Here is a 26,241-nt window from a genome sequence, read left to right as displayed (position 1 = left end):
CCGCGCACGGCCCAGCCCCGGAGTTCCTTGACGGGGATCCGGAGCCCCGCTTCGGTGGTGATGGCGGTGCGGTCGGTGAAGGCACGCAGCAGTACGCCGGCGGCGTGGCCGTGGTCGAGCATGAGGCGGAGCGAGGCGGCCACGTTCGGCAGCTCGACTTCGGGGGCGCCGGTCTCGTCGATCCGGACCCCGGCGGTCATCTCGTTGACTGTCAGGATCCTGGTGCTGCCAGGTCCGCACGGTTCGACGAGGGCACGGACCAACTCCTCTACCCGCTGCCTCGGCAGCGTCTGCGCCAGTGCGAACAGGCCCAGCCGCCGCGCTCGCTCGGTGCCGCCCCGCGCCTCACCGTCCGTCTGGACGTCGGGCCGGCCTCGGAAGCCACCGGGTGTCTGCGCCTTGTCGCAACCGTCGTTCGAGCAGGTGGTCGTGATGCGGGGGGACTCCCCGGACGTGCTCATCGCAGCTTCCTCGGCAGCCGGGGCCGAACGCGGCCCCACCTGATGAACAATCTGTCACGGGAGGCTGACAATCCGTTCCGGGGCCGTGTTCCCGACTGCGGCCGGCGCTGCTGGGTGCATTGTCAGTGGCACTCCTTAGCGTAGTCGCATGGTCACGCCATGGAGTATCGCGGCAGGTCGAGTGCACGAGCGTCTGGGGTCGGCTGCCGGGCTGCGCCCGGTCGTTCTCGGGGAGGGGCGGCGATTCGCCCTGTGGGAGCTCGCCTCGCTCGCGGAGGGCGCGCTGGGCGAGCAGGTCGAGCCTGACGCGTTGACACCGTCAGCCGAGCGAGAGCTGCGCGCTCGGTCCGGGGCCGCGGGCCGGGAGGCTCCCGACTGTGGCCGCTATCGCCGGCGGTACTGGATCCTCGGGGCGAGCGGGTCGCCGGTCGGCACCATCGCCGTGGACAACTGGCCCAAGTGGGCCGGACAGTTGGGCCTGTCATCGCTGTACCTCCGTCCGTCCGCTCGCGGCCGGGGGTTCGGCGGTGCGGCGCTGGACACGGTGTACCGGGTCACTCTGGCCGAGGGTCTGCGCGGATTCCGACTGGATGCGCACTGGACCTGGCAACGCGCCGTCCACTACTACCTCAGGCGCGGCCTGTGGGTGGTCCTCTGGAAGCACGACCTCGGGTTCGCGCGGACGCCCCAGCTCCCCCGCTACGAGGTCCGGGGCGAGAGCGACCGCCTGGTCTTCCTGGTCGAGGAGGAGCGCTCCGGGTTCACGCCGCTGCTGGTCGCCCGGCGCGAGCGGCAGTGGCTGCGATTGCGGGAGACCGAGGCGTCCCGGCGAATGGAGGCGAGCGACGCGGGCAGTTGGGTCCACGGCTATGCCCGGTCCACGTTCGCACTGCAGCTCGCGGTACGGGGTTGGCCGCTGGTGCGGAGCTCCGAGAGCTGGGCGCAGGCGTGGCGGTGGTCCGATATCGGCGAGCCGGAGGGGCTCGCCTACAAGATCGAGCTCTTCGAGGCGGCTGCCCGCGACGACGGTTGGCGCGTCGACACCGCCTACCGCCCGGTGCCCGTGGAGGATCTCGCGGACGGGAGTTGACGAGGCGCGGGTCCGAGCGGGCGCAACGATCCGATGGCCGTCTTCGGGCGTCTTCCACCATCGCCACCGCCGGGATTCCAACCTCCCAGGCTCTCGGCCCCGCCGCCGGCAGACGACCGCGGGCCGGCGAGCGGCATGCCTGCGGTCGTCGCCCGCACTCCTGCTTGTACTCCGGTTCAAAGATCAACCCGAGGTCGCTTCTATCTGACCGATCGTGCGGTCGCTGACCGTACCGCGAGTGTGCCGCGGACCGCCCCGGAACCGACGCCGTCAGCCGCGAACGCTCGGATGGGTGTTCGATGCAGGGCTCCAGCCGCCTCCGGCAAGGTGGCCGCACGGTCGTGCTCCGACCTGCGAAACGCCCCGTCGGTCCGGTGTGGACCGACGGGGCGCAGGGGTGCCCCCGGCAGGACTCGAACCTGCGGCCAAGTGCTTAGAAGGCACCTGCTCTATCCGCTGAGCTACGGGGGCGGGGCGGGCGTTGGGCCCGGGGTGGGGCGGGTGGGGCCTTGTGAGCGTCCGGTGCCTAATCCCCTGGGGTGGGGTTGAGGAGTCCCTTGCCCTGCCGGGGACAGGATAAGGGGGTGGCGCTGCCTTGCTCGGCTTTCCACCGCTGGGATGGGTGTGTCGGCCTCGCGAGAGCGGTCTGATAATCGCAGGTGGAGAGGCAGGGTGCAGCATTGTGGGGGGTGTTGCCGCCGGACGTTGTGCAGTCGTTACGGCGATGTCTCCTCACCCGTTATGGACCTGCCGTGCTGGTAGCGGGGTGTGCTGGGAACGTGACGGTTGAGCAGCGGCGGCGCGGGGTGAGATTTCGGTTCCTCCGGTCGGATGACGTGGACAGAGCGTCCTTGCGGCCACTCGTTCAGGGGTGGGCGGGGGAGGGGGCGGGGGCTTTTGTCATGGACGCAGAGCGCCATCCTAGGTAATTGTGGAAATAATATCACCAAGGGATGGCAAATTTATCCACAGGGGCTTGGTTATCCACAGAAATCAAATCCATTCACCGCAGTTGTGGCGGGACGGGGCAACATCGTCGACAGCAGGTCAATTCTCCCGGTGCAGGAGAAACACGAGAAATGCGAGGGCATGCCGTGAACGAGACTCTGGTGACGATGATCGGAAATGTCGCCTCGACGGTGAGCTACGGGCAGACCGCCGCCGGGGTGCCGATGGCGAACTTCCGGCTGGCGGCGACGGAGCGGCGCTACGACCGGGCGCGCGGTGAGTGGGTCGACGGGGACACCAACTGGGTCACGGTGAACGCGTGGCGCTGGCTGGCGGCGAATGTGGTGAGTTCGCTCGGCAAGGGCGATCCGGTGGTGGTCAGTGGGCGGCTGCGGGTGCGGGAGTGGGAGGACGGCGGTAAGCGGAGATCGGTGGTGGAGATCGATGCACGGGTGGTGGGCCACGACCTCGGCCGGGGCACCTCGGCCTTCCGCTGGGCGGTCCGCGGCAGGGCGGAGTTGACGCCGGCGCAGCCGGTCGGCGAGGCGGTGCCGGAGTGGATCGTGGAGGCGGTCCGGGCGCACCGGGCGGCCGATGCGACGGCCACGGCGGGTGCCGGCCGGGCGGAGTCGGTGGTGGCGGGAGGTTCCGTCGCCGCAGGGGAGTTGGAGGGGGCCGGGGCTGCGGGCCGAAGCCCCGGGGGTGGTGCGGCGGCGCTGGCGTCGCCGGCGCGGCGGGTGGCGATCGAGCCGGCCGGCATGGCGGGAGGAGGCGCGGGCGGAGCAGCGGCTGGAGCGGGCGCAGTTGGAGGGGTGGGCGGGGCGGCGGAGGGCGGGGTGCCGGTGGCTCCGGCGGCAACTGGAGCGGTGGGGGTGTCGCGTTCCACCCGGTCGGCCCGGAGCGTGCGTGGCCCCGCCGTGGAGCGACCGCCCCGCTCGGCCGCGGCGGCCAGGGCGGCCAGGGCAAGTCGCGCTACTGGTGGGCCGGTCGGGCCGGCGGAGGTGGGCTCGCAGGTCGGAACCGGGTCGCCCGGGGGGCCGGACGAGGCGGGTTGGGCGGGAGAGGTGGTGCCGATGTGAGGAAGTGATGGTGAGGAGGGGGCAGGGGCAGGAGCGGCGAGAAGGACGAGAGGGGTGAGAGGTTGGCGAGGGGTGGGGCTTGAGGGAGTGTCGGGCGGGGCGGTGGCCGGCGGGGTGTCAGGCCGGCGGGGTGGTGCGAGTCCGCCGTGGGGTGCTCCGCCTCTGCTGTCTCCCCCACCCTCGTGCCGGGGCTGCGGAGCAAGTGCTGACCCGAACTCCGGAGCCTCGAAGCGCAGGTGGGCGAAGTGCCGGGCGGCTAGTGCGCGTAGCAACCACTACACGACGGTATCGATCAGACTGGCTCTAGCTCTTGAGCGTTAGTTGAGCTTTCATCGACACTAGTCGTCGGGCATCGTGCATTGGCGGGTCAGAGAGTCGATAAAGTGACGAATATCTGGCGACCCGTCAGTCTGCCGCCCGGGCAACCGGCTTGATAACAATTCCGATACGGAAGTCGCAACCCCTGGAATTTCGGTTTGCGCGCCCTGGGTTCTCCATATGATGCGTCTGGTTCAGACAAGTGCGGCGGCGCCACAATGGGCGCGGCATTGCGCGGCGGGCCGTCATGGGCGCGGCCCTGCCCGGAGGGGTCCTTCATGTACCACATGCAACGGCGGGGTATCTCCCGCATAGCTGCTGTCATGCTCACGTCGAGCATGATGGTCGGCGGCGGGTTCGTTCTGGCGGGTGCGGCCGTCGCGGATGGCGGCACCGGTGCCGGAGCGACCGCGACACTTCAGGACGGCCTGAAGTTCGGCGGCCAGATCAAGATCAATGACGGCGACTGGAACGCCGGCGGCGGTCTGATCGTCCTCAAGAACGCGGACGGCACCGAGTTCGACACGTACTGCATCGATCTCAACATGGAGACGAAGCCGCACGCCAAGTACCAGGAGACCGCCTGGTCCGGCACCTCGCTGGCGACCAACCCCGACGCCGGCAAGATCAACTGGATCCTGCAGAACTCGTACCCGCAGGTCTCCGACCTCCACAAGCTGGGCAGCGAGGTCGGTGTCCCCTCGCTCGACGCCAACGAGGCCGCCGCCGGTACCCAGGCTGCGATCTGGCACTTCTCGGACCACGTCAAGGCCGTCCCGCTGGACGCCGGCGCCGCGACCCTCGCCAGCTACCTGATCAGCCACGTGCAGGACGTCAAGGAGCCGGCTCCCTCGCTGACCCTGTCCCCGTCGTCGGTCTCCGGCAAGAGCGGCTCGCTGCTCGGCCCGATCACCGTCGCCAGCACGGGCAACTCCGTCAGCGCCTCGCTCGACAGCACCTCCAGTGCGGCCGGCGTGGTCCTCACCGACAAGAGCGGCAACGTTCTGTCCGACCAGAGCGGAGCCCTGACCAAGCCCGTCCAGAACGGTGACCAGCTCTTCGTGAAGGCCCCGGCCGGCGCGAACGCGGGTACGGCGACGGTCAGCGCCAAGGCGTCGGCCGACGTCCAGGTCGGTCGTGCGTTCACCAGCCTCGGCTACACGCCCTCGAACCACAGCCAGACGCTGATCCTCGCGGGCACCCAGACCGACACCGTGACCGCCAGTGCCACCGCCACCTGGGCGCCGACCGGTCCGGTCCTCGCCTTCTCGGCGATGGTCGACTGCACCAAGAGCGGCGTCGTCGTCACCGCCACCAACAATGGTGACCAGCCCTTCACCGTCGGTGTGACCGACGAGGGCAGCGGCATGCCGTCCCTCACGGTCGCCCCGGGCCAGACCCAGAGCGAGGTCGTCCCGGTCGGCGAGGGTGCGGCCTACGACATCAAGGTCACCGGCCCCAAGGGCCAGCAGGAGTTCCAGGGCATCCGCAACTGCCAGGTCGCCCCGAGCCACTCCCCGAGCCCGAGCACCTCGGCCACTCCGGTGACCTCGGCGACCCCGAGCAGCTCCAGCAGCAGCCCGGCCACCGCGACCCCGAGCAGCTCGGCCAGCGCCAGCAGCCCGGCCGTCGTGGCCCCGAGCGCCTCGGCCAGCCCGACCAGCACGAACGGCAAGACCCTCGCCTTCACCGGTGGCGGCAGCAACTCCGGCCTGATCGCCGGTGTCGCCGGTGCGCTGGTCCTGCTCGGCGGTGGCGCGGTCTACACGATGCGTCGTCGGGGCCGTCACAGCCGCACCACGGCCTGACGCCGATCGCCCGCACCGATCGCCCGACAGCGACAGCTGCCCATAAGTAGCTGAAGCCGAAGCGGTCCGCGTAGCCGCCCGAGCGGCGGCGAACGCAGCCCAGTGGCCTGATCCCCTGCACCAGGGGATCAGGCCACTGGCGTTCCGGCGCTCAGACGTCGCCGCCGGGCCAGGGCCAGGGGCAGGGGCAGGGGCAGGGGGGCAGGGCAGGGCAGGTCCGGGGCAGGGGCAGGGACAGGCCAGGTCCGGGACAGGGGTCAGGTCAGGGCCCGGACCCGGGCCGGGGCGCGGATCGGGGGCGGGGGTCGTAGCGCTGCGATACCGCAGCGCTACGACGCCGGAACGCCGCACACCGGAACCTCCGCCTGAGCTCCGGGGAGCGGGTTCGGGATGGGAGCCCGGGTGCGGCACAATGGAACGCTGACAGCCTGAAACACTCCTCGACGACGCCGGAGCGATCTCACGTGGCGGAATACATCTACACCATGCGCAAGTTGCGCAAGGCGCACGGCGACAAGGTCATCCTTGACGACGTGACGCTCAGTTTCCTCCCCGGAGCGAAGATCGGCGTTGTCGGCCCCAACGGCGCCGGTAAGTCCACCGTCCTCAAGATGATGGCCGGCCTGGAGCAGCCCTCCAACGGTGACGCCTTCCTTTCGCCCGGATTCACCGTCGGCATGCTCCTGCAGGAGCCGCCGTTGGACGAGTCCAAGACGGTCCTGGAGAACGTCCAGGACGGCGTCAAGGAGGTCAAGGGCAAGCTCGACCGGTTCAACGAGATCGCCGAGCTGATGGCGACCGACTACTCGGACGCGCTGCTGGACGAGATGGGCAAGCTCCAGGAGGAGCTGGACCACTCCAACGCCTGGGACCTCGAGGCCCAGCTGGAGCAGGCCATGGACGCGCTGGGCTGCCCGCCCGGCGACTGGCCGGTCACCAGCCTCTCCGGTGGTGAGCGCCGCCGCGTCGCGCTCTGCAAGCTGCTGCTCGAGGCGCCCGACCTGCTGCTGCTCGACGAGCCCACCAACCACCTCGACGCCGAGTCGGTGAACTGGCTGGAGCAGCACCTGGCCAAGTACGCCGGTACCGTCGTCGCGGTCACCCACGACCGGTACTTCCTGGACCACGTCGCGCAGTGGATCCTGGAGCTGGACCGCGGCCGGGCCCTGTCCTACGAGGGCAACTACTCCACCTACCTGGAGTCCAAGCAGTCGCGCCTCAAGGTCGAGGGCCAGAAGGACGCCAAGCGCGCCAAGCGGCTCAAGGAAGAGCTCGAGTGGGTCCGCTCCAACGCCAAGGGCCGCCAGGCCAAGTCCAAGGCCCGCCTCGCCCGTTACGAGGAGATGGCGGCCGAGGCCGACAAGATGCGGAAGCTGGACTTCGAGGAGATCCAGATCCCGCCGGGCCCGCGTCTGGGCAGTGTCGTGGTCGAGGTCGACAAGCTCAACAAGGCCTTCGGCGAGAAGGTCCTGATCGACGACCTCAGCTTCACCCTGCCGCGCAACGGCATCGTCGGCGTGATCGGCCCCAACGGCGCCGGCAAGACCACGCTCTTCAAGATGCTGCAGGGCCTGGAGACCCCGGACTCCGGCGACGTCAAGGTCGGCGAGACCGTCAAGATCAGCTACGTCGACCAGGGCCGTTCCAACATCGACCCGAAGAAGACCCTGTGGGAGGTCGTCTCCGACGGCCTCGACTGGATCAACGTCGGCCAGGTCGAGATGCCCTCGCGCGCCTACGTCTCGGCGTTCGGTTTCAAGGGTCCGGACCAGCAGAAGCCGGCCGGTGTGCTCTCCGGTGGTGAGCGCAACCGCCTCAACCTGGCACTCACCCTCAAGCAGGGCGGCAACCTGCTGCTCCTCGACGAGCCGACCAACGACCTCGACGTCGAGACGCTCTCCTCGCTGGAGAACGCGCTGCTGGAGTTCCCGGGCTGCGCCGTGGTCATCTCCCACGACCGCTGGTTCCTGGACCGAGTGGCCACCCACATCCTCGCCTACGAGGGCGAGAGCAAGTGGTTCTGGTTCGAGGGCAACTTCGAGTCGTACGAGAAGAACAAGATCGAGCGCCTGGGCGCCGATGCGGCCCGTCCGCACCGCGCGACCTACAAGAAGCTGACCCGAGGCTGACCTCGCCCCGGCCTGTGCGGCAGCGGCCCGGTCGGGTGCCCGTTGGGTACCCGGCCGGGCCGCTCGAAGTGACCGGAAGAGAAGGAGAGACGTTCGTGGCGCGCCACATCTACGCCTGCCCGTTGCGGTGGTCCGACATGGACGCCTTCGGCCACGTGAACAACGTGGTCTTCCTGCGCTACCTGGAGGAGGCCCGGATCGACTTCATGTTCACCCAGGCCACCGCCGCCGGTGCGGGGGAGTTCGCGGGCGGCTCGGTGGTCGCGCGGCACGAGATCGACTACAAGGTGCCGCTGGTGCACCGCCCGGAGCCGGTGACCATCGAGACCTGGGTGACCAGGATCGGTGGCGCCTCGCTCACGGTCAGCTACGAGGTGAAGGACCGGGCCGAGGACGGCACCGAGACGGTGTACGTCCGGGCGTCGACCATCGTGGTCCCGTACGACCTGAAGGCCGCCCGGCCGCGCCGGATCAGCCCGGTGGAGCGGGAGTTCCTCAGCCGCTTCATGGACGAGCCCGCCGAAGCGAAGAGCAGGGCGGACCAGGTCGCGGTGGCCGCGGCCTGAGCCGGTCGCGAACCGTGGCAGCAGGCGTGTGGTCGAGTCCGAGACCCAGCCCGAGACCCAGCCCGAGACCGAGACCCAGCCCGAGACGCAGCGCGAACAGAACGAAGTGAGTGTTCCCGTGATCAGTACGGCCCGGTTCGTCCTTGCCGACTCCCGCGAGGCGGCCGATCTCGGTGCGTTCCTGAGCCGCCTGCTGCGGTTCGACCGGGCGGCCGCGGTGCGGCTGCAGTTGGTCGCCGACGAGGCGGGCGGCCCCGGTGTGCTGGCCGTCTACGGGCGGTTGCCGCTGGGCGCCGCCGGGGTGCTCGCGCTGCGCACCACCCGGCTCGCCGCCGCCGAGCCGCTGCCGGGCGCCCCAGAGACCGAGCCGCTGCCGGGCGCCACGGAGACCGGGGCTCTGCCGGGTACCACCGACCTGACCGTCTCGGCGGGCCAGCTGCTGGAGGGGGTCGACGAGGCGGGGGCCGCGCTCGCCGTGCCGCCGCCGGTCACCGGACCCGCCTGGGCGGGACTGCTGCCGCCGCGCCGCGGCTGGCAGCAGCTGGGCGAGGTCGGCGCCGGGCTGGTGGTCCCGCAGGTGATGGCGGCCGTCGCCGAGTTCAAGGAGCGCACCGCCCAGGTGCCGGAGCACCACCGGACCCGCGAGGTACTGGACCGGCTCGCCGACGAGATCTGGTCGCGCCCGCTCGGCGCGCTCCCGGCGCTGCCGCTGCGCGCGGCCCACGCCGCCTACCGGATCGGCTTCCTGCACCCGGACGCCCGACTGACGGCGCACCGCGCGGGCAGCTGGCTGCGGCTGACCGCACCGCACGGGACGGTCGCGCTGCGGGCCACGGCCGCCCCGGGCGCGGGCCTGGGGCTGACCCCGCTGCGCTGAGCCGGAGAGCTCCGCAGCGGACGGCTCCGAGCCGCTCACGTCCGGGGCGGGGCGGCCCGAGCAGCCCGGGCCGCCCGAGCAGCCCGAGCCGCCCGAGCAGCCCGCCTCACGCCTCCTGCTGGTCGTCCGGCCGCACCGCGATGTGATCGGCGACCAGGTCGACCGCGACCCGGTGCTCCATCCCGAGCGCCGTGAGGAACTCGCGCGGCAGCTGCACCCGCCCGGTGCGGTCCAGCATCACGTACTCCCGCTCGTTGACGCGTTCCGTGCCGTCCGCCTCGGTCACGGTCCGGCGCAGCACCTCGGAGGCGGTGCGCCCGTCACGGATCGCCACCGTGCGGCGGACCTCCCCGGCCACCATGGGGTCGTGCGTCACGATCACCACGGTGGCGCCCAGCTCGCGGTTGACGGTGCGGAACGCCTCGAAGATCCCGGCGGCGGTCTCGGAGTCCAGTTCACCGGTCGGCTCGTCGGCCAGCACCACCGAGGGGTTGTTGGCCATCGCCACCGCGATCGCCACCCGCTGCTGCTCGCCGCCGGAGAGCTGGGCGGGCCGCCGGTCGGCCAGGTGGTCGATGCCGAGCGCGGCCAGCAGCTCACCGGCCCGGGCGGCGCGGCGCTTGGCCCGTCCCGCCGACCAGCGCTCGCCGTTCAGCTGCATCGGCAGCGCCACGTTCTGGGCCGCCGTCAGGAACGGCATCAGGTTCCTGGCGGTCTGCTGCCAGACGAAGCCGACCACCTCCCGGCGGTAGCGCAGGCGCTCCTTGGACGTCATGGTCAGCAGGTCGCAGCCGGCCACGGTGGCCGAGCCGGCGGACGGGACGTCGAGGCCGGCCAGGATGTTGAGCAGGGTGGACTTGCCGCTTCCGGAGGCGCCGACCAGGGCGATCAGGTCCCCCTTGCCGACCAGCAGGTCCAGGCCCTGGAGGGCCTGCACCTCGACCCGGTCGGCGCTGAAGATCCGCACCACCCGGTCGCAGGCGATCACCGAGTCCTGCCCGTAGGCCGGGGCGTCGCGGGCGCTCAGGGCCCGCTGCCGCAGCTCGTCGAGCGTGACGTCCGGCGCGGCGGGATCCGCCACCCCCGCCGCGCCGCCGGCCGCCGAGGTGTCACCCGCCAAGCCGTCAGCCCCGTCCGTCCCACGCCGCTTGCCGCTCGTCGGTGTGCTCACCGCTGGTCACCCGCTCTCAACTCGGTATTGATCTGCCGCCGCCCGGCGAACAGCGTCTCCGCGACCACGACCCCCGTGGACAGCCCGGCCAGGATCAGTGCCTGCCAGGCCACCTGCCCGGGGGCCGCCCGCAGCCCGCCGGGCACGCTCGCCCCGACCATGGCCGACAGGTTGACCGCCGTGCCCAGCAGCGGCGCGGACAGGCAGGCGATGCCGGCTCCGGCGACCGCGGCCACCAGGGTCTGCGGCAGCGCCTCGACCAGGATGAGGACCAGGCCCTGGCGCGGACGCAGGCCCATGGTGCGCAGCCGGGCCAGCAGCGCCGAGCGTTCGGGCGCCGCGCGCAGCAGGGTCAGCAGCAGCGAGAGCACGCAGTACCCGGCAGCGGCGACGACCGAGGCCCAGAACAGCTGCTCCGCCGAGCGCTGCAGCGGGTTGTCGGCCATCTCCCGGGCGTAGTCGTCCCGGGTGGCGATGTTGAAGCCGGCGTTCACCTGGGCGGTTGCGTCCTTGCCCGCACCCAGCTCCTGGTTCAGCAGCCCGCGCAGCGCCGCACCGGTGATCCCGTCGCCGGTGCCGAACCACGCGGTCGGTGCGTTCGCCAGCGCCGCCGCCGCCGGCCGCTGGCGGGCCACCGCGTCGCTCGACACCAGGAGCACCGGCCGCTCGCCGAGGACCGGCACCGCGGGGGTGGCCTGGATGGTGCCGACCACCTGGATCTTCAGCCTGCCGTAGGCGTTCGGCAGCTGGACGTAGTTGCCCTGGGTACCGAGCCGGCTCGCGTAGGTGGTGTTGACCAGGGCGGGCACCATGGCATCGGGGTCGGCCGGGGCCTTCAGCAGCGCCGGGTCGAACTGCCCGTAGCCCACGTCCCGGGCCAGCGCCGCATAGCTCTCCGGATCGACCATGACGAGGATCATGTCGGGCAGCGCGCTGCCGTCCGCGGTCCCGGTCGTCGCCCCGTCGTCGATCACCGCCGCGGTGCCGGAGCGCACTCCGGGCAGCTTGGCGGCGGCCGGGACGAACCCGTTCGGCAGCGTGCCGGAGTCGTTCGCCAGCACCCGGGCATCGCCGCCCACCGCCTGACGGACCGCCACCTGGCGCGCCGCGTCGGCGGAGCTGAGCATGGTGACCCCGAAGCCGGCGGTGGTGACCGCGAGCAGCAGCGCCAGCAGCGGCAGCATGGTCGGTCCAGGCCGGGCCGCCGTGCCGTCGCCGGCACCGGTGGACCCGCCGCCGGCGCCGCTCGCCGCCCCGGTCCGGGTGGCCCGGGCCAGGCCCAGAAAGCCGACCGCACCGGGCCGCCGGGCCGCCCAGCGCACGCCGGGGGTGAGCAGCAGCGGGAAGAGCCTGGCCAGCAGCACCGCCCCGGCCACCGCCAGCAGCAGCGGCGCGGCGGTCAGCAGCAGGTCGAGCGAGCTGCCCGGCGGCGCCATCCCGCGCCGCCGCACCGCGAGGACGGCGGCTGCGGCCAGCGCCAGCGCGGCCAGCTCGGCCACCAGCCGGCGCGGGCTGCCCAGCAGCCGGGTGAACCGCCGGCGCCGGGTGGGCCGGGTCGCACCGGCGGCGCGACCCTTGCCGCGCGGACCGCTGGCGCGCAGCAGCAGGACCGCCCGCAGCGGGAACGGCAGCAGCGCGAGCAGACCGACCAGCACGCCGGTCAGCACCGCCGCCGTCCAGCGCGGGGCGGGCAGCAGGAGCAGGGCGAGCGCCGTGCCGAGCCCTGCGGCGGGCACGGTCAGAACGGCGGTCTCGGCGAGCAGTCGCCCGCCGATCGCGGGCAGCGAGCCGCCGCGGGCCCGCAGCAGGATCAGTTCGGCGCGGCGGCGGTCCACCGCGAGCCCGGCGGCCAGCAGCAGGACCACCAGCGCCACCGTGCCGGCGCCGATCGGTCCGATCGCGTGCAGCGGGGCGGCGGCGGACTGCTGGTTCAGCGCCTTGGTGAACGCGTCCGGCAGCATCGAGCTGGGGCGCAGGCTGGGGACCTTGATGCTGGTGCCCAGGGAAGCGGCCAGCGGGCCGTCCAGCATGGAGCCGATCAGCTGCTGTGCCTGGCCGACCTGGTAGCTGTGCAGGTGGTGCGGGTCGATCGGGATCTGCCAGAACAGCTTGGCCCCGTTCCACTGGGGCAGCGCGGTCAGATCCGTGGGGGCGACCAGGGCATCGACGTCCCAGTAGGGCTCCGGCGGCGCGCCGACGGCCTCCAGACAGGGAGTCAGGAGGCAGCCGGCGGTGGACCAGATCGCCTGCTTCGCGTCGGTCGGCTCGAAGAGGCCGACCACCACGGCCTGGACCGAGTGCTCCGGCTGGTGCGGCCTGGACCGGCCGAGGGCCGAGAGCATGCTGGTGTTCAGGGCGGAGCCGACGCCGACCCCGAGGCGGTCGGCCACCGCTTTGGTGAGCGCGACGTCGAACTCGAGGTTGCCGTCGACGTCGAGGGTGTGGCCCTCGGGCAGCTTCCCGGCCACCAGCCGCAGGTGGGAGTCCTGGTCGTGCAGGGTGTAGAGGCTGAGCACCGGGTCCTGGCCGACACCGGGCCGGGGCAGCGCGGGGTCGGTCAGGTAACGGGTGCCGCTGCTCGCGCCGTAGGAGTCGTCGGCGGGCAGGGGCGCCAGTGGTGCGGTCAGGTCGCCGCGCAGCTTCTCGGCGACCTGGTCCAGGGTCTGCTGGTTGTACGCCGAGGTTCCGGTGCTGGGATCGGTGGTGTCGGAGCTCAGGGCGGCCGTCAGGCTGCGGGCCTGGGGCGTGGTGCTGCTGAGCACCTTGGTCAGCGCCCGGTCGCCGTCCCGGTCCAGGGTCCGCGGGAGCGCGGCGGCCAGGAAGGCGGTGCCGAGTACCAGCAGGGCCAGCAGCAGGGCGGCGGACCGGCTGGTGTGCAGCCTGGTCCTGACCCAGGGCGCGGGGGTGCGCCCGGCCGTGGCGCCGCGGGCGGTCCGCTCGGCGGCGGGCTCGCGATCGAGCGGTTCGCGATCGGGGCTCACATCTCCTCCGAGTAACGCAGACGGGCGATGGTCTCGCCGGGCCGGGCAGGGCGCAGCACCCGGTGGACGGTGAGCAGGACGGGCAGTGCGGCCACCGCTGCGAGCAGCACCAGGACCTGCCCCATGGGCAGCACCACCAGCACCGAGGGCATCGGCCGGTGGGCGTCCGTGGTGAGGACGGTCAGCGGTACCACCAGGTGGACCAGCGCCGTTCCGAGCGCGAGGCCGACGCCGAGGCCGAGGGCGATCAGGATGCCCTGCTCGGCGGCGGCGGTCCTGGCCAGCTGCCGGTGCGGGGTGCCGAGCGCGCGCAGCACGGCGAACTCGGCGGCCCGTTCGCCGGCGGCGCCCACCGCGGCGGCGGCGAAGCCGATCGCCGCCAGCACCGCGGCCGCGACGGTCAGGGCCAGCAGCCCGCTCTGCGGGGCGGCGCCCAGCGGATCGTCCTGCAGGCCGGTCACGAGCTCCTGGTACACCTGCAACTGCGCGGGGACGGTGCCCGCCCGCAGCGCGGTGGCGGCCTGGGCCGGCACGGGGTCGGCCGGTCCGGTGCCGGGCAGCCACCACTCGGTGGGGGGCAGCGGGGGGTTCTGGGCGGCGCCCAGCATCCGGTTCACGGTGGTCAGGTCGACCATCAGCGCGGTGGTCGGGCCGCCGGTCCCGCCGCCGACGCCGGGCAGCGTGGGCACCACGGCGGCGATCCTGACCTTCAGGCTGGCGGTGCCGAGCGACAGCGGCACCTCCTGGCCGACGGCGGCGCCGGTGGCGGTCAGGTAGTCCTTGGTGGCGAGCGCGTCGAGCACGGCCGGCGGGGCACTGCCCGGTGCGCCCACGGTCAGCTGGGTGGTGTTGTCCAGCTGGCCCTTCCCGGCCTTGTAGGTCACGCCGAACAGGTCCTGTCCGTTCGCCGGGGCGAGGGTGGAGCCGTCCAGGACCGACCAGCCCTGTCCCGCCGTGCTGATCGCCGTGGTCGCGCCGCTGTCCACGTCGGTCCCGGTCATCCGGTGGACCGTCAGCTGCTGTTGCATGGCGGCGAACGCGGGGCCGTCGTAGGTGAGTTTCACGCCGGCCAGGGTGAGCGGGTAGGCGGCCCGGCCGGCCGGGGAGCCGATCAGCGGGGCCAGATCGGCGGAGACGGCGACGTCGCCGTCGGCCGGGACGCCGGGGAGCACGGCCTCGAAGGGGAGCCCGTGCCGGTCCCGCAGTTCGAGCTTGACGGAGGGGGCGTGGATCGACGGGTCGACGTAGAACTCGCCGTCGGCCGACGGTGGTCCGGCGGACGTGCTGGTCCGCACCGACAGGTCCAGGTTCAGCCGGATCGGCTTGCCCGGCAGCACGAGCCCGCCGCCGTCGGTGCCCCCGGAGCCGGAGCCGGAGCCGGAGCCGGAGCCGGAGTCAGCGCCGGTGCCGGTCAGCGGGGCGAAGAACTGGGCCGGGGTGCGCCCGCCGGTCAGGTCCGGGCGCATCCGCACCGAGGTGGCGGCGGCCTTGGTGTCGATCGCCAGCAACTGGCCGATCCGGCCGGCCTGCAGCGGCAGGTCCTGCCGGGAGACGGGCAGGAACCGGGAGCCGCCGGGCAGTTGGTCCAGCACCCCGCCCTGGCCGAGGGCGGGCACCGCAAGGTTGGCCACCCGCAGCCCGCCGAGGCTGGCGAAGGCGGACTGGTCGCGCTGCGAGGCGCTCAGCGAGGCGCCCTGGCCGAGCGCCAGCATGCCCATCGAGACGGCGAAGACCATCAGCAGCACCGGGCCGGCGTTGCGCCGGGGCCGGCGGGCGAACTGCCAGCCGGCCAGCGCGCCGGGCAGCCCGCGCCGGCGCCCGGCCCACCGCTCGCCGAGCCGGGCGGCCAGCGGCAGCAGCCGCAGGGCCAGCACGGTGCCGGCGCACAGCGCCAGGGTGGGCGCGGTGACCAGCACCGGGTCCAGGCCGAGCCGCCCGGAGGCGTCCGCGGACAGGGCACCGCCACCGGCCGCGGCGCTGCCCGCCGCCGTGGCGGAGACGCTGCTGCTCGGCCCGGAGCCGTAGTGCGCGAGCTGGAAGTAGGCGAGTGCGGCCAGGGCGAACAGCGCGAGGTCGCTGCCGGAGCGGCCGAGCGCGGAGGCCAGTGCCTGGCGTCGCCCGGCCCGGCGCTGGAAGACCGCGCCGCCCAGCACCCGCGCGACCGCGGGCACCAGCACCACCAGCACCGCGCCGATGCCGACCCCGAGCGATAGCAGCCAGGAGACGGGCGAGAGCCCGCCGCTCAGCCGCATCTTCGCGTGGGCCAGCGGACCGATGTGGCTCAGCAACGACAGCAGCGCGGGGGTGAGCAGGGGGGCGAGCAGCACCGCGGGCAGCGCCAGCAGACCGGCCTCCAGCGCGGTCAGCCCGGCGATCCGGCGCCAGGTGGCGCCGCGACCGGTGAGCAGCGCGTTCTCGGAGGCCTGGCGCTCGCCCAGCAGCCGGGTCACCAGGACCAGGGCGGCGATCGCGAGGACGGCCAGCTGGAGCGCGCCGATCACCAGGGTGGAGCGGGCCACCAGCAGGTCGTTGTGCAGGTCGTCCAGGGCGGCGCTCAGCGACGTGGTCGCGGTCATTCCGGTGCCGGCCTGGAAGGCGTTGATCTGCTTGGCCACCCGGTCGCGCAGCGCGTCCAGGTCGGCGGCCTTGGCGTGCGAGAAGTCGCCGGTCAGCAGCAGGCCGAGGGTCTGCTGCTGGACCGTGCCGCCGGTGAAGACGGAGTCCTGGACCAGCAGCGGGCCGTAGGTGGTGAAGCCGCTGACGGAGACGCCGCGCCCGGCCAGCGGGTCGAGCTGCCAGTACGGGTCGGTGGTGTCGGTGGGGTGGTAGACGCCGGTGATCAGCACGTCCAGCGCCGAGCCGTCGTAGCGGTCGACCAGGTGCAGTGCGGTGGGAAGTGCCTCGGGCCGCAGGCCGAGGCGGTGGGTCACGGCGTCGGGCACGGCCACTTGGACCGGGCCGCCGGGGGCGGCGGCCTGCGGCAGCCGGCCCGCGCTGAGCGTGACCTCGGCCGGGTCGAGCGAGGCGAGCAGCGTCAGGTCCGGGTCGACGGGCTGGCCGTCCGCGCCGGTGGCGCCGGTGGCCGGCAGGCCGTAGGCGTGGCTGCGGCCGAGCTCGTGCAGCTGGGCGGGCAGCGAGCCGAAGATCCGGCTCGCCAGCCCCCGGACCTGCTGTTCGGCCGCCGCCCGGCCGGAGCTCGCGACGTCGTCGGAGACTTGGACGGTGGACCTGGCCCGGTCCTGGACGGCCAGCGCGCGGCGCACCCCGGCATCGCCGACCCCGGATTCGAAGGCGTTCAGCGTGCAGAGCACGGTCGCCGTCAAGACGATGGTCAGCACCGCCGAAGCGGCCAGTGCCAGCCTGCTGCGCAGTCTGCGCAGGACGAAGCCGCCCATGGTCGATGCCCCTCCCCGAAGCCTCGGTCTGCCCCCGTGCGGTGCCATGTCCGGGTCCACCGGACATGGCAGCGGCCATGTACCGGCGTACGGGACCCCTGCACCGAATAACGGGCGATGCTGTCAGAGAAGGTTCAGCCGGGGAAGGGTTTTGTAAAAAAGCGGTCAGTAACGAAACTAAATACGCACAGGGCATGTCAAAGACGTAATCGCCCGATGCTCAGTGCGAGTTGACCGTCTCAGTGCGAGTTCACCATCGAGGCCGCCGCGTAGCTCAGGTAGTCCCACAGCTGCCGCTCGGCCTCCGGGGCCAGGGCGAGCTCGTCCACCGCCACCCGCATGTGCCGCAGCCAGGCGTCGTGCGCGGCCTGGTCGACCTTGAACGGGACGTGGCGCATCCGCAGCCGCGGGTGCCCGCGCTGCTCGCTGTAGGTGCGCGGCCCGCCCCAGTACTGGATCAGGAACAGGGCCAGCCGCTCCTCGGCGCCGGCCAGGTCCTGCTCGGGGTACATCGGGCGCAGCAACTCGTCCTCGGCCACGCCCTGGTAGAAGCGGTGCACCAGCCGACGGAAGGTGGCCTCGCCGCCCACCGCCTCGAAGAAGCTCTCCTCGTGACTCTCCGCACGCCCGATCTCAGTCATCCGACCATGGTCGCAGACCGCCGCGGAAAGCCGGAACCGGCCTTTGGTCGTACGACCGAAGGCCGGTTCCGCGCGGTCAGGCGCGCAGCAGGGTGATGGTGGTCCAGGCGCCGATGTGGATCCGGTCGCCCTCGTTCAGCGGGATCGCGGTGTGCGGGGCCAGCGGATCGGCGCCGCCGTTGAGCGTGGTGCCGTTGGTGGAGTCCTGGTCGACCAGCACCCAGCTGCCGTCCGGCTGCTCGGCCAGCAGCGCGTGCTGGTGCGAGGCGCCCGGGTCCTCCGGCGGCACCGACAGGTCGATCTCCGGGACGGTGCCCCGGTGCTGGCTGCGCCGGCCGATCCGCAGCTGGCCGCGGCCGGTGATCGGGATCCGCCGCTCGGGGCAGTACGGCGGGAAGAAGAGACCCGAGGCCTCGGGACCGCTGCGCGCCATCATGTCGGTGAAGTACTGCCGGTCGGCGCTGACCACGGCCACCCAGGTGGAACGCACCGGCTCCGGCTGCACCTGGGCCGAGGGCGGTGCCAGGTGGAACGAGGTGCCGTACGGGTCGCGGGACGGCTGCTCGGGCGCGGGCGGGTAGCCGGGCGGACCGGGCTGCTCGGGTGGCGGCGGGTAGCCGGGCAGGCCGTGCGGCTGCTCGGGCGCCGGCGGGTACCCGCCCTGGTGCTCGGGCGCGGGGTGGTAGCCGGGCGGCCCCGGCTGCTCGGGCGGCGGCGGGTAGCCACCCGGCTGCTCGGGCACGGGGTGGTACCCCGGCGCACCTTGCTGCGGGTAGCCGTAGCCGCCCTGCGGGGCCGCAGCGGGCTGCTGGTAGCCGAACCCCTGGTGCTGCGGCGGCGCGGTGGCGGCGAGCTCGTAGTCGTAGCCGCACTCCTCGCAGTACCGCCCGGTCTGCGGGGTCCGGCAGATCGGGCAGGTGACCAGGCCCTCGGTCGCACCGGCGTAGCCGCCGGGCATCCCGGGGGCGCCGGGGTGCATGCCGGGCGGCGGGCCGGGCGGCATCGGCGGTGGTGGCGGCGCCTGGTAGGGGTCCATGCCGACCGACCCCGGCACCTGGCCGGAGGCCGGGTGCATCGGGAAGCCGCAGAAGTCGCACCAGTCCTCGGCCTGCGACTCATGGCCCCTAGGGCAGATCGGCATCAAGTCCCCCACATCTGAGCAGGTCCGGCCCGGAGCGGTACCAGGTCACGAAAGGTCACTTCTTCACACGAACGGTTTTGGTGGAGCGGGTCTCCAGCGTCATGGAGTCGGCCTCGCTCACATCCTTACGGAACCGAACCGTACCCTCCTTCGGGTCCACCACATCCACCACCTTCTGCAGAAGCTTGAAGGTGCCCTCGTTTCCGGTCTGGTGGGCCAGCTTGACGGCGGCGCCCAGCTTGGCGGTGGCCCGGTCCAGATCCCCGGCCCGGTGGGCCTCCAGGCCTTCCTGGATCGATTCGGCGAGCTCGGCCTGGCCGGTGTAGTGCGCGACCTGCGGGCTGATCCTGGTGGAGGAGGACAGGTCGTCGGTCCAGACCGCCTTGACCAGCCCTTGGGAGAGCACCTCGGTGCTGCCGTCGGGCTGCGGCAGCACCAGCGAGATCCGGGCGGCGAGCATCTCGTTGCCCACCGCGGCCGCGGGGACCTCCACGCAGACGTGGTAGTCGCGGCTCTCGTCGCCCCAGGACCCGGTGGGGTAGTCGCCGGCCCGCGGCCCGGCCTCGATCCGGCGCTCGGTGAGGTCCTCCAGGTTCGGGGCGACCTGCTTGACGAACCGGACGCTCGCGTTGGCCGGCGTCCAGACCCGCAGCGCCACGTCGGCGACCTGCTTGCCCATGGCGGCCTCCATCATCGAGCGGAAGTCGTCCGCCAGCCCCGAGGGCTCGGCCACGATGTCGACGGTGCCCAGCAGCGCGGAGGAGATCCGGCGCAGCTCGGCGATCTCCCAGTCCGTCCCCACCCCGCGGCAGTCGGCGGTGAAGTGGCCGCTCACCCGCTCCAGGACGCGCTGCAGGTCCTCCGGCTTCTCGTGCTCGTTGCGCCCGTCGGTGAGCAGGATGCCGTGCCGGATGGCGAAGTCACGGCGGGTCAGGAAGAGCCTGTCGGCCAGCGTCAGCCAGGTGCCGATGGCGGTGCCGCCGCCCGCGGTGAGCTTGCGCAGCGACTGCTTGGCCGCCTCCCGGGTGGCCTTCGACGCTATCGCCAGGCCGCCGTCGCCCGGGTAGACCTCCTTGGCCTCGTGGGTGCCGGCCACCACCGCGAAGGCCACGCCGTCGCGCACGGTGTCGATCGCCACGGCGGTGGCGTCGCGGGCGTTGCGCATCTTGGTCGGCGGGTAGTCCATCGAGCCGGAGCAGTCCACCATCAGCACCACGGCCGCGTTCTGGCCCGCGCCGGCCGCGCCGTCGGTGGCGCCCAGCGGCCGGCCGCCGGTGGTACCGCCGCCGGTGGCGGTGACGGTGACGATCGCGTTGACCTCGCGGGCACCCTCGGCGAGGTACTCGTTCTGGAAGATGTCGGTGCTGAACCGGGGCAGGTTGGACTTGGCGAGACTGGCCATGGCCGTGGACTCCTGAGGAGGGGAAAAGGGATGGGGATGGCCGGGGAGCGTGGTCAGCGCGGCGGGAGCGGGGGGTGCGGCGGCAGCGGCGGTGCGGCCGGCGGCGCGGGCGCGGGCACGGCGGCCGGTGGCTCGGACGGGGCCGGCGCGGTGATCACCGGGAGGTCGAGCAGGGTGTCGGTGTAGCCGCCGGCCGGGTCGGGCACGATCGGCAGCAGCGCCACCGTGATGTTGTCGTGGCCGCCGGCCGCGACCGCGAAGGCGACCAGCGCCCGGGCCGCGCGCAGCGGGTCCTGCCGGGCGTCGAAGCGCACCAGGTCGGCCAGCTCGGTGGCTGCCTCGGCGTAGTTCCACAGCCCGTCGGTGCAGATCAGCAGCACCCCGGGGACGTGCGGGGTGAAGGCGACGGTGTGCGGCTCGACCTCTTCGGCGTCCGCCCCCAGCCACCCGGTGATCGCGTGCGCGCGGGCGTCCGCGTAGGCCTCGGCCTCGGTCATCAGGCCCGCCGCCACCATGCCGGCCGCCCAGGAGTCGTCCTCGGTCAGCCGGTAGGGCTCGGCGCCGGTGCGGTCGTCCGGGATCCAGTAGGCCCGGCTGTCGCCGACCCAGCCCACCGTGACCACCCCGGCCGCCGCGACCGCGCCCACGAAGGTGCAGGCCGGGGCGTTGCGCCCGACCTGCCGGGAGCCGTCGCGGCCCAGCTCGGCCACGGCCTCGGCGGCCGTCATGATCGCCTGGCGCATCGCCTGCTCCGGCACCCGGCCGTGTTCCAGCGCGGTCAGCAGTGCCTCGCTGGCGCTGTCGGCGGCGGCCTGGGACGCCTCGTCGGGCCGGGAGGCCGAGGAGACCCCGTCGCAGACCACCGCGACCTGGGCGCTCTCGCCGCCCGGCAGCGAGGTGGCCGCGACCGCGAAGGCGTCCTCGTTGCGGTGGTGGCGCACGCCCCGGTCGCTCACCCCGGCGACTCCGGACAGCTCGCGCTCCTGGTGGTCGCGCGGGCGCGGCTGGACACCCCCGCAGGTCTCGCAGTAGCCGTCGGAGATCCGCGGCGAGCCGCAGTGCACGCAGCCGTCCGGGGCCGGCAGCTCGACGTCGTCGAGCTCCCCGGCCGCCGGGCCCGCCGCGGCGGAGCCCGGCGCCTGGGCACGGTCGGGGGGTGCGGCCAGCGCGCGTCCGCAGGCGCCGCAGAAGGCGTCCTCGGCGTCGAGCGGCTCGGCACAGAACGGGCAGACCCTCTGATCATCCATCAGCTCACACCCACGTTCGCGGTCGGGTCCGGTTGGCCTGTTCGACCAGCTCGATCCTGGTGGCAGGCTGCTCGGCCAGCCGGGCCAGCACGCGGTAGGACCGCTCCAGGGCGAACCGCAGGTCGCGCTCGACGGCGCCGTGCCCGAGCACGGTCACCTCCGGGCCGCCGGGCCTGCCGGACAGCGTCCAGCCGAGCGCGGCGTGCAGTACCTCCACCGAGAGCTCCTCGCGCCGCCGGTCGTCCAGGCCGAGCGCGGTCAGCTGGGTCGAGCTGGCGGCCAGGTCGGCGCCGAGCGGCTCGGTGCCGGAGCGCTCCCGCAGCCGGGCGCGGATGCCCGCGACCCGGGCGGCGGTGTAGTGGCTGGAGGTCTCCGGCACCGACTCCAGGACGCGCACCGCGCCGGCCCGGTCGCCGGCCGCCAGGCTCACCCGGGCCAGGCCGAAGGCGGCGCTGACGTAGGAGTGGTCGCAGGTCCACACCAGGCGGTAGAACTCGGCCGCGTCCTCGCCGCGGCCCAGCAGCTCGGCGCAGACGGCCAGCGCCAGCTTGGGCGCTGCCTCGCCGGGGAAGGCGTCGTAGATCGCGTCGAAGGCCTCGGCGGCGGCCTCGGCCAGCGCCCGGGACTGCGCGGTGCCCTCGGTGTCTCCCGCTGCTCGACCTGCCGCCGTCAGCTGGGAGAGGCCGCGGTACCAGACCACCCGCCAGTCGTCCGCGTGGTCGGACTGCAGCTCGGCCAGCGCCTGGGCGGCGTCGGTGTGCCGGCCCAGCTCGGTCAGCGCCCGCAGCTCGCGCAGCCGGCGCTCCACCGAGTTGACCGGCGCGCTCTGCAGCGCGCTGAGCACGTCGGCGGGCCGGGTGGCCATTAGGGCGGCCAGGAAGCCGGAGTTGGGGTCGTTCGGGTCCACCCGGGGCACCGGCAGGGCGAGCGCGGCGGCTGCGGCGTCGAGTGCGGCCAGCCTTGGCCGGCCCGGCGCCGTCGGCTCGCCGTCGGTCACCAACTCGGTGTCGACCACCCGCAGTTCGGGGCCGAACAGGGTGGACGGGGCGGGCCGCTGGCCGCCGTCCTTGAGCGCCAGGATCTCCCGCAGCACGCCGGTGAGCTGATCGGCCATCTCCTCGGCGGAGGAGAACCGGCGGCCGGGGTCCGGGTCGGTGGCGCGCACCAGCAGGCGGTAGAAGGACTCGTACTCGGCGAAGACCGGCACCTCTTCGGGGCCGGGCAGCTCGTCCACCCAGGTGGTGCTGTAGCCCTGGAAGTCGAAGCTGAGCACGGCCAGGGTGCGGGCCACCGTGAAGAGGTCGGAGGCGGGCGAGGGGCCGTCGGTGGCGATCTCGGGGGCCTGGTAGCCGACCGTGCCGTAGATCGGGCCGTCGTCGTCGAAGCGGCGCACCGCGCCCATGTCGATGATCTTGAGCGAGTCCTCGCTCTGGATCACGTTGTCGATCTTGAAGTCGCAGTAGACCAGACCACGGCCGTGCAGGTAGCCCAGCGCCGGCAGCGCCTCCAGCGCGTACGCGATGGCCTGCTCGACCGGCAGCGGCTCGCGCCGCCCGTCGGGCGTGCGCCGCTCGTTGGCGATGTCCTTGAGCGACTTGCCGCCGACGTACTCCATCACGATGTAGCCGTCGACCGAGCCGGAGCCCAGGTCCGGGTGCTCGACGAAGTTGATGATGCGCACGATGTTCGGGTGGTCCACCTCGGCGAGGAAGCGCCGCTCGGCGATCGCCACCGCCAGCGCGTCCTCGTCACCGGTGTCCAGCAGGCCCTTGAGCACCACCCAGCGGTCGGAGACCCGGCGGTCCACCGCCAGGTAGATCCAGCCCAGGCCGCCGTGCGCCAGGCAGCCGAGCACCTCGTACTGGCCGCCCACCAGGTCGCCGTGGCGCAGCTTGGGGGTGAACGAGTACGCCGTGCCGCAGTTGGTGCAGAAGCCGTCCGGGCGGCCCGGGCGGCCGTTCTTCTCCCGGCCCACCGGACGCTCGCAACTGCTGCAGTACCGCTTGCGCTCGGGGACCTCCGGGTTCTCCAGCACGGCCTGGGCCGGGTCGGCGCGCGGCACCGGAGGCACCGTCACCAGGCCGGCGCCCAGCCGGCTGCGGCTGCCCGAGGTGCCGGTGGACTTGCTGCTGCGCACCGAGACCGAGCCGCGGGTGCCGGTGCGGGTGGAGCGGTGCGAGCGGGAGCGGCCCGACATCGAACGCGAGCCGGTGCGGCTGGAGGGTATCGAGCGCACCGAGGAGGAGTCGGCGCCGCCCGAGCCGGCGGCGGGCGCCGGGACCGGGGCCGATCCGCCCGTCACGGGGGCCAGGCCGCACTCGTCGCAGAACCCGTCCGCGTCGATGGTGCCCGAGCAGCCGGGACGCCCGCAGGGCGAGCCGGGCCCGGCGGCCACCGCGCCGGCGGTCTTGGCCGCACCGGTACCGGTACCGGCCCTGGCGGCCGGTACCGCCTGCGGCGCCAGGCCGCACTCGGTGCAGTAGCCGTCCTCGTCGATCACCCCGCCGGAGCAGTCCGGCCGCACACATGCTTCGCCCATGGCTCTCAATCCCCCTGTCCGTCGTACCGCCGGGCGTCCTGCGGCGCCGCCGCCGGACGCAGCGCCTGCTGGAACCTGGCCACCGCGGCGGCTGCCGCGCGCAGATCGCACGGCGCGCTCCACAGCAGCCACCGGGCCTTCTCGTACCGCTCGATCACCTCGGGGTCCTCGGCCACCCCGAGCCTGGCCGCCATCGCCTTGTAGGCGTCCAGCCGCCCGCGCAGCTCGGCGCGCACCGCCAGCGGCGCGGTCACCTCGGTCAGCGACTGCCGGGCCCGGGTCAGCTCCTGGGCGGCCTGCTCCTCCAGGGCGTCCAGCAGCGGCGCCAGCCGGTGCCACTGCCCGCTCTGGCGCAGCTCCGCCGCCTGGTGCACGCCGTCGCGCAGCGCCGCCAGCGGCCCCGGCACGGCCGGCACCTCGGTGGCCGCGATCTTGGCCAGCACCTCGCCGCGGGCCTGCCGGGCCTCGCCCAGCGTGGCGTCCGCGCGCCGCAGCAGGTCGCCGACCTGGTGCAGCCGCTCGGTGGCCTCGTCGCGCAGCCGCAGCAGCTGCTCCAGCTCGACCCGGACGCTGTCCAGCGCCCGGCCCGCCCGGTCGAACCGCTCGGTGTCCACCACGCCGGCCGCGCCGGCCTGCGCGAGGCTCAGCTCGGTGCTGGTCTCCCGGCCGCGCTGCGCGGGCACCCGGGCCGGGCGCCACAGCGCCAGCGGATCGGCCAGCACCTCGGCCCGCAGTGCGCTCAACCCCTGCTCCAGCCGGGTCAGCTCGTCACCGAGCGGGTGCGCGCCGGGCCGCACGCCGACCGAGCCGGCCAGCGAGGACACCCGGCGCAGCTCGGCCAGCAGCAGATCGATCCGGGCCGGCAGCGCGGACCAGACCGCGTCGGCGGCGTTGACCACCTCCAGCACGGTGGCGTACCAGCTGTTCATCCGGTCCATCAGCTCGGTGAGGCTGATCTGCTCCACCAGCCGGGCCGGGCCCGCCAGTTGCCGGGCCACGTCGGGCAGTTGGCCGCCCGAGACGGTGACCGCCCGGCCGCGCAGCAGCTCGGTCAGCTCGGCCAGCTCGGGCGAACTCGGGCGCACCCGGCGCGAGCGCACCGCACGGGCGGCGGCCAGCGCCTCGGAGTAGCGGTCGAAGAAGGCCCACAGCAGGGCGAGCCCCGGTGCGGCCACCGCCCACCGCTCCTCGGTGCGCCCGGACAGGGCCGCGCCCTCCAGCAGGCGCCGGCCAGGGTGGTCCTGGAGCGCGAGCAGCGCGGCCTCGACGGCCTCGCGCTCGGCGCTCAGCCGGGCCAGCTCGCGGTCCACCTCCTCCCGGCTCAGCACCGGGCCAGCGGATCCTGTCAACGCCACGCCCTTCTCTCCTCAGGTCAGCAGTCGTGTTCTGGTTCGGCGTTCCTGTCCGGATCAGTCTCCACCCGGCGCCTGGTGAGCCGTCAGGCAGGTCGCCATCAGGGCAGGTAGTGGGCCGGCGGCGGGCCCGCGGAGGGGCCGAGGTAGGCGGCGAGCCACCGGTCGTAGCTCGCCTGCCAGCCGCCGCCGCTGCGGTAGTCGGCCAGCACCTGGTTGACCCGGGCCACCAGGTCGGGGGCGTTCTTCGCCATCGCGATCCCGTAGGGCTCATTGGTGATGGCGGGTCCGATCACCTGCACCGTCGGGTCCTGGGCGGCCTGGCCGACCGCGATCGCGTTGTCCGTCAAGGTGGCGTCCACCTGCCCGAGCTGCATCAGCACCAGGCAGTCGAGGTCGTTGCCGACCACCTTGACCGCCGCCGCACCGCGCGGGTTCCGGTGGAGCTCGTCCTGTGCGGTGGAGGAGCTCGACACGCACACCCTCTTCCCCTTCAGGGCGTCGTCGATGCTCTTCGCCCCGGCCGCCTTCGGCACCACCACCTGCTGGCCGGCCTGGAAGTACACCGTGGAGAAGGCGACGTCGGCGAGCCGGTCGCAGGTGATCGTCATGGTGCGCGCCACCAGGTCGACCTCACCGCTCTGGACGGCCTGCACCCGGTCGGCGGTCGGCACCGTCTTGAACTGGACCTTGTCCGGATCGCCCAGGATCGCCTGCGCGATCGCGCGCACGAGGTCGATGTCGAAGCCCTCCAACTGCCCGGTGGCCGGATCGCGGAAGCCCCAGTGGTAGTTGTTCTGGTCGACGCCGGCGATCAGCACGCCGCGCTTGCGGATCGCGCTCACGGCCGGGCCGCTGTCGCTGCTGCTCGGCGGCAGGCTCTTGGTCGGGTCGCAGTCCGGGGCGCCGGCCGCGGCATCGGCCCGCACGCCGGGTCCGGCCGCTGCCGCCAGCGCCGCGGGCCGCTCGGGGGCGCCCGAGGCCGCGCCCGCGAGGGTGAGCGGGGCGAGCAGGGCGGTGGCGAGCAGCAGGGTGCGGGCCCGCCGCGGCAGGTGTCCCCTGGTCATCGGTGCTCCGCTCATGGGTCCGCTCATGG

16 protein-coding genes and 1 tRNA gene are annotated in these 26,241 nt (G+C 73.4%); 6 read left to right on the top strand and 11 right to left on the bottom strand.

All coding sequences use genetic code 11. From position 1 onward, the window contains the following. Positions 1-642: 642 nt before the first annotated feature. On the top strand, positions 643-1,551 hold the full coding sequence (locus OG500_RS13195; RefSeq protein ID WP_329579967.1) for a GNAT family N-acetyltransferase: 909 nt from the start codon (positions 643-645) through the stop codon (positions 1,549-1,551). Positions 1,552-1,949: 398 nt separating this feature from the next. Here the strand turns inward: OG500_RS13195 and OG500_RS13190 are convergent. Further along, positions 1,950-2,022: transfer RNA gene (locus OG500_RS13190), tRNA-Arg, on the bottom strand. A 623-nt stretch (positions 2,023-2,645) separates the two neighbouring features. Here OG500_RS13190 and OG500_RS13185 point away from each other — a divergent pair. The 5 genes from OG500_RS13185 (at position 2,646) to OG500_RS13165 (ending at position 9,276) form a co-directional block, all read left to right on the top strand. Then, complete coding sequence (locus tag OG500_RS13185) at positions 2,646-3,578, top strand: single-stranded DNA-binding protein (protein WP_329579964.1); 933 nt, start codon at positions 2,646-2,648, stop codon at positions 3,576-3,578. Between the two features lie 641 nt (positions 3,579-4,219). Beyond that, the gene (locus OG500_RS13180) at positions 4,220-5,704 is read left to right on the top strand and encodes a Cys-Gln thioester bond-forming surface protein (protein ID WP_327066758.1); all 1,485 of its coding nucleotides are present in this window, start codon (positions 4,220-4,222) and stop codon (positions 5,702-5,704) included. Between the two features lie 464 nt (positions 5,705-6,168). After that, complete coding sequence (gene ettA, locus OG500_RS13175; RefSeq protein WP_327066757.1) at positions 6,169-7,833, top strand: energy-dependent translational throttle protein EttA; 1,665 nt, start codon at positions 6,169-6,171, stop codon at positions 7,831-7,833. A gap of 95 nt (positions 7,834-7,928) precedes the next feature. Next, the gene (locus OG500_RS13170; RefSeq protein ID WP_327066756.1) at positions 7,929-8,399 is read left to right on the top strand and encodes an acyl-CoA thioesterase; all 471 of its coding nucleotides are present in this window, start codon (positions 7,929-7,931) and stop codon (positions 8,397-8,399) included. A 28-nt stretch (positions 8,400-8,427) separates the two neighbouring features. Continuing rightward, the gene (locus OG500_RS13165) at positions 8,428-9,276 is read left to right on the top strand and encodes a hypothetical protein (RefSeq protein ID WP_442907031.1); all 849 of its coding nucleotides are present in this window, start codon (positions 8,428-8,430) and stop codon (positions 9,274-9,276) included. 106 nt (positions 9,277-9,382) lie between these two features. On the opposite strand, the gene OG500_RS13160 is transcribed toward OG500_RS13165, so the two are convergent. From OG500_RS13160 to OG500_RS13115, 10 genes are all read right to left on the bottom strand, one after another. After that, positions 9,383-10,396, bottom strand: coding sequence for an ABC transporter ATP-binding protein (locus OG500_RS13160; protein WP_442789326.1), 1,014 nt, complete (start codon positions 10,394-10,396; stop codon positions 9,383-9,385). A gap of 47 nt (positions 10,397-10,443) precedes the next feature. Continuing rightward, positions 10,444-13,428: an FtsX-like permease family protein gene (locus tag OG500_RS13155; protein ID WP_329579959.1), complete on the bottom strand. Its 2,985-nt coding sequence runs from the start codon at positions 13,426-13,428 to the stop codon at positions 10,444-10,446. Continuing rightward, positions 13,425-16,823 (bottom strand): FtsX-like permease family protein, encoded by a 3,399-nt coding sequence (locus tag OG500_RS13150; protein WP_329579957.1) that lies wholly within the window; start codon positions 16,821-16,823, stop codon positions 13,425-13,427. Before OG500_RS13150 ends, OG500_RS13155 begins: the two co-directional genes overlap by 4 nt. Positions 16,824-17,062: 239 nt before the next feature. Next, on the bottom strand, positions 17,063-17,464 hold the full coding sequence (locus OG500_RS13145) for a globin (RefSeq protein ID WP_329579954.1): 402 nt from the start codon (positions 17,462-17,464) through the stop codon (positions 17,063-17,065). 76 nt (positions 17,465-17,540) lie between these two features. Then, a complete protein-coding gene (locus OG500_RS13140) occupies positions 17,541-18,605 on the bottom strand; it encodes an FHA domain-containing protein (RefSeq protein ID WP_327066752.1) in 1,065 nt (354 codons plus the stop codon). A gap of 55 nt (positions 18,606-18,660) precedes the next feature. Beyond that, a complete protein-coding gene (locus tag OG500_RS13135) occupies positions 18,661-20,007 on the bottom strand; it encodes a vWA domain-containing protein (RefSeq protein WP_327066751.1) in 1,347 nt (448 codons plus the stop codon). A 53-nt stretch (positions 20,008-20,060) separates the two neighbouring features. Further along, positions 20,061-21,254 (bottom strand): PP2C family serine/threonine-protein phosphatase, encoded by a 1,194-nt coding sequence (locus OG500_RS13130; protein WP_327066750.1) that lies wholly within the window; start codon positions 21,252-21,254, stop codon positions 20,061-20,063. 4 nt (positions 21,255-21,258) lie between these two features. Further along, positions 21,259-23,793 carry a serine/threonine-protein kinase gene (locus tag OG500_RS13125; protein WP_329579950.1) on the bottom strand — a complete coding sequence of 845 codons (2,535 nt, stop codon included), beginning with the start codon at positions 23,791-23,793 and terminating at the stop codon, positions 21,259-21,261. Between the two features lie 5 nt (positions 23,794-23,798). Next, a complete protein-coding gene (locus tag OG500_RS13120; RefSeq protein ID WP_327066748.1) occupies positions 23,799-25,148 on the bottom strand; it encodes a hypothetical protein in 1,350 nt (449 codons plus the stop codon). A 98-nt stretch (positions 25,149-25,246) separates the two neighbouring features. Then, positions 25,247-26,212 (bottom strand): glutamate ABC transporter substrate-binding protein, encoded by a 966-nt coding sequence (locus OG500_RS13115; RefSeq protein WP_329579947.1) that lies wholly within the window; start codon positions 26,210-26,212, stop codon positions 25,247-25,249. Positions 26,213-26,241: the final 29 nt, after the last annotated feature.

Origin of the sequence: Kitasatospora sp. NBC_01250, from assembly GCF_036226465.1 — a bacterium.
Lineage (GTDB): Bacteria > Actinomycetota > Actinomycetes > Streptomycetales > Streptomycetaceae > Kitasatospora.
This window is presented reverse-complemented; position numbering and strand designations above follow the sequence as displayed.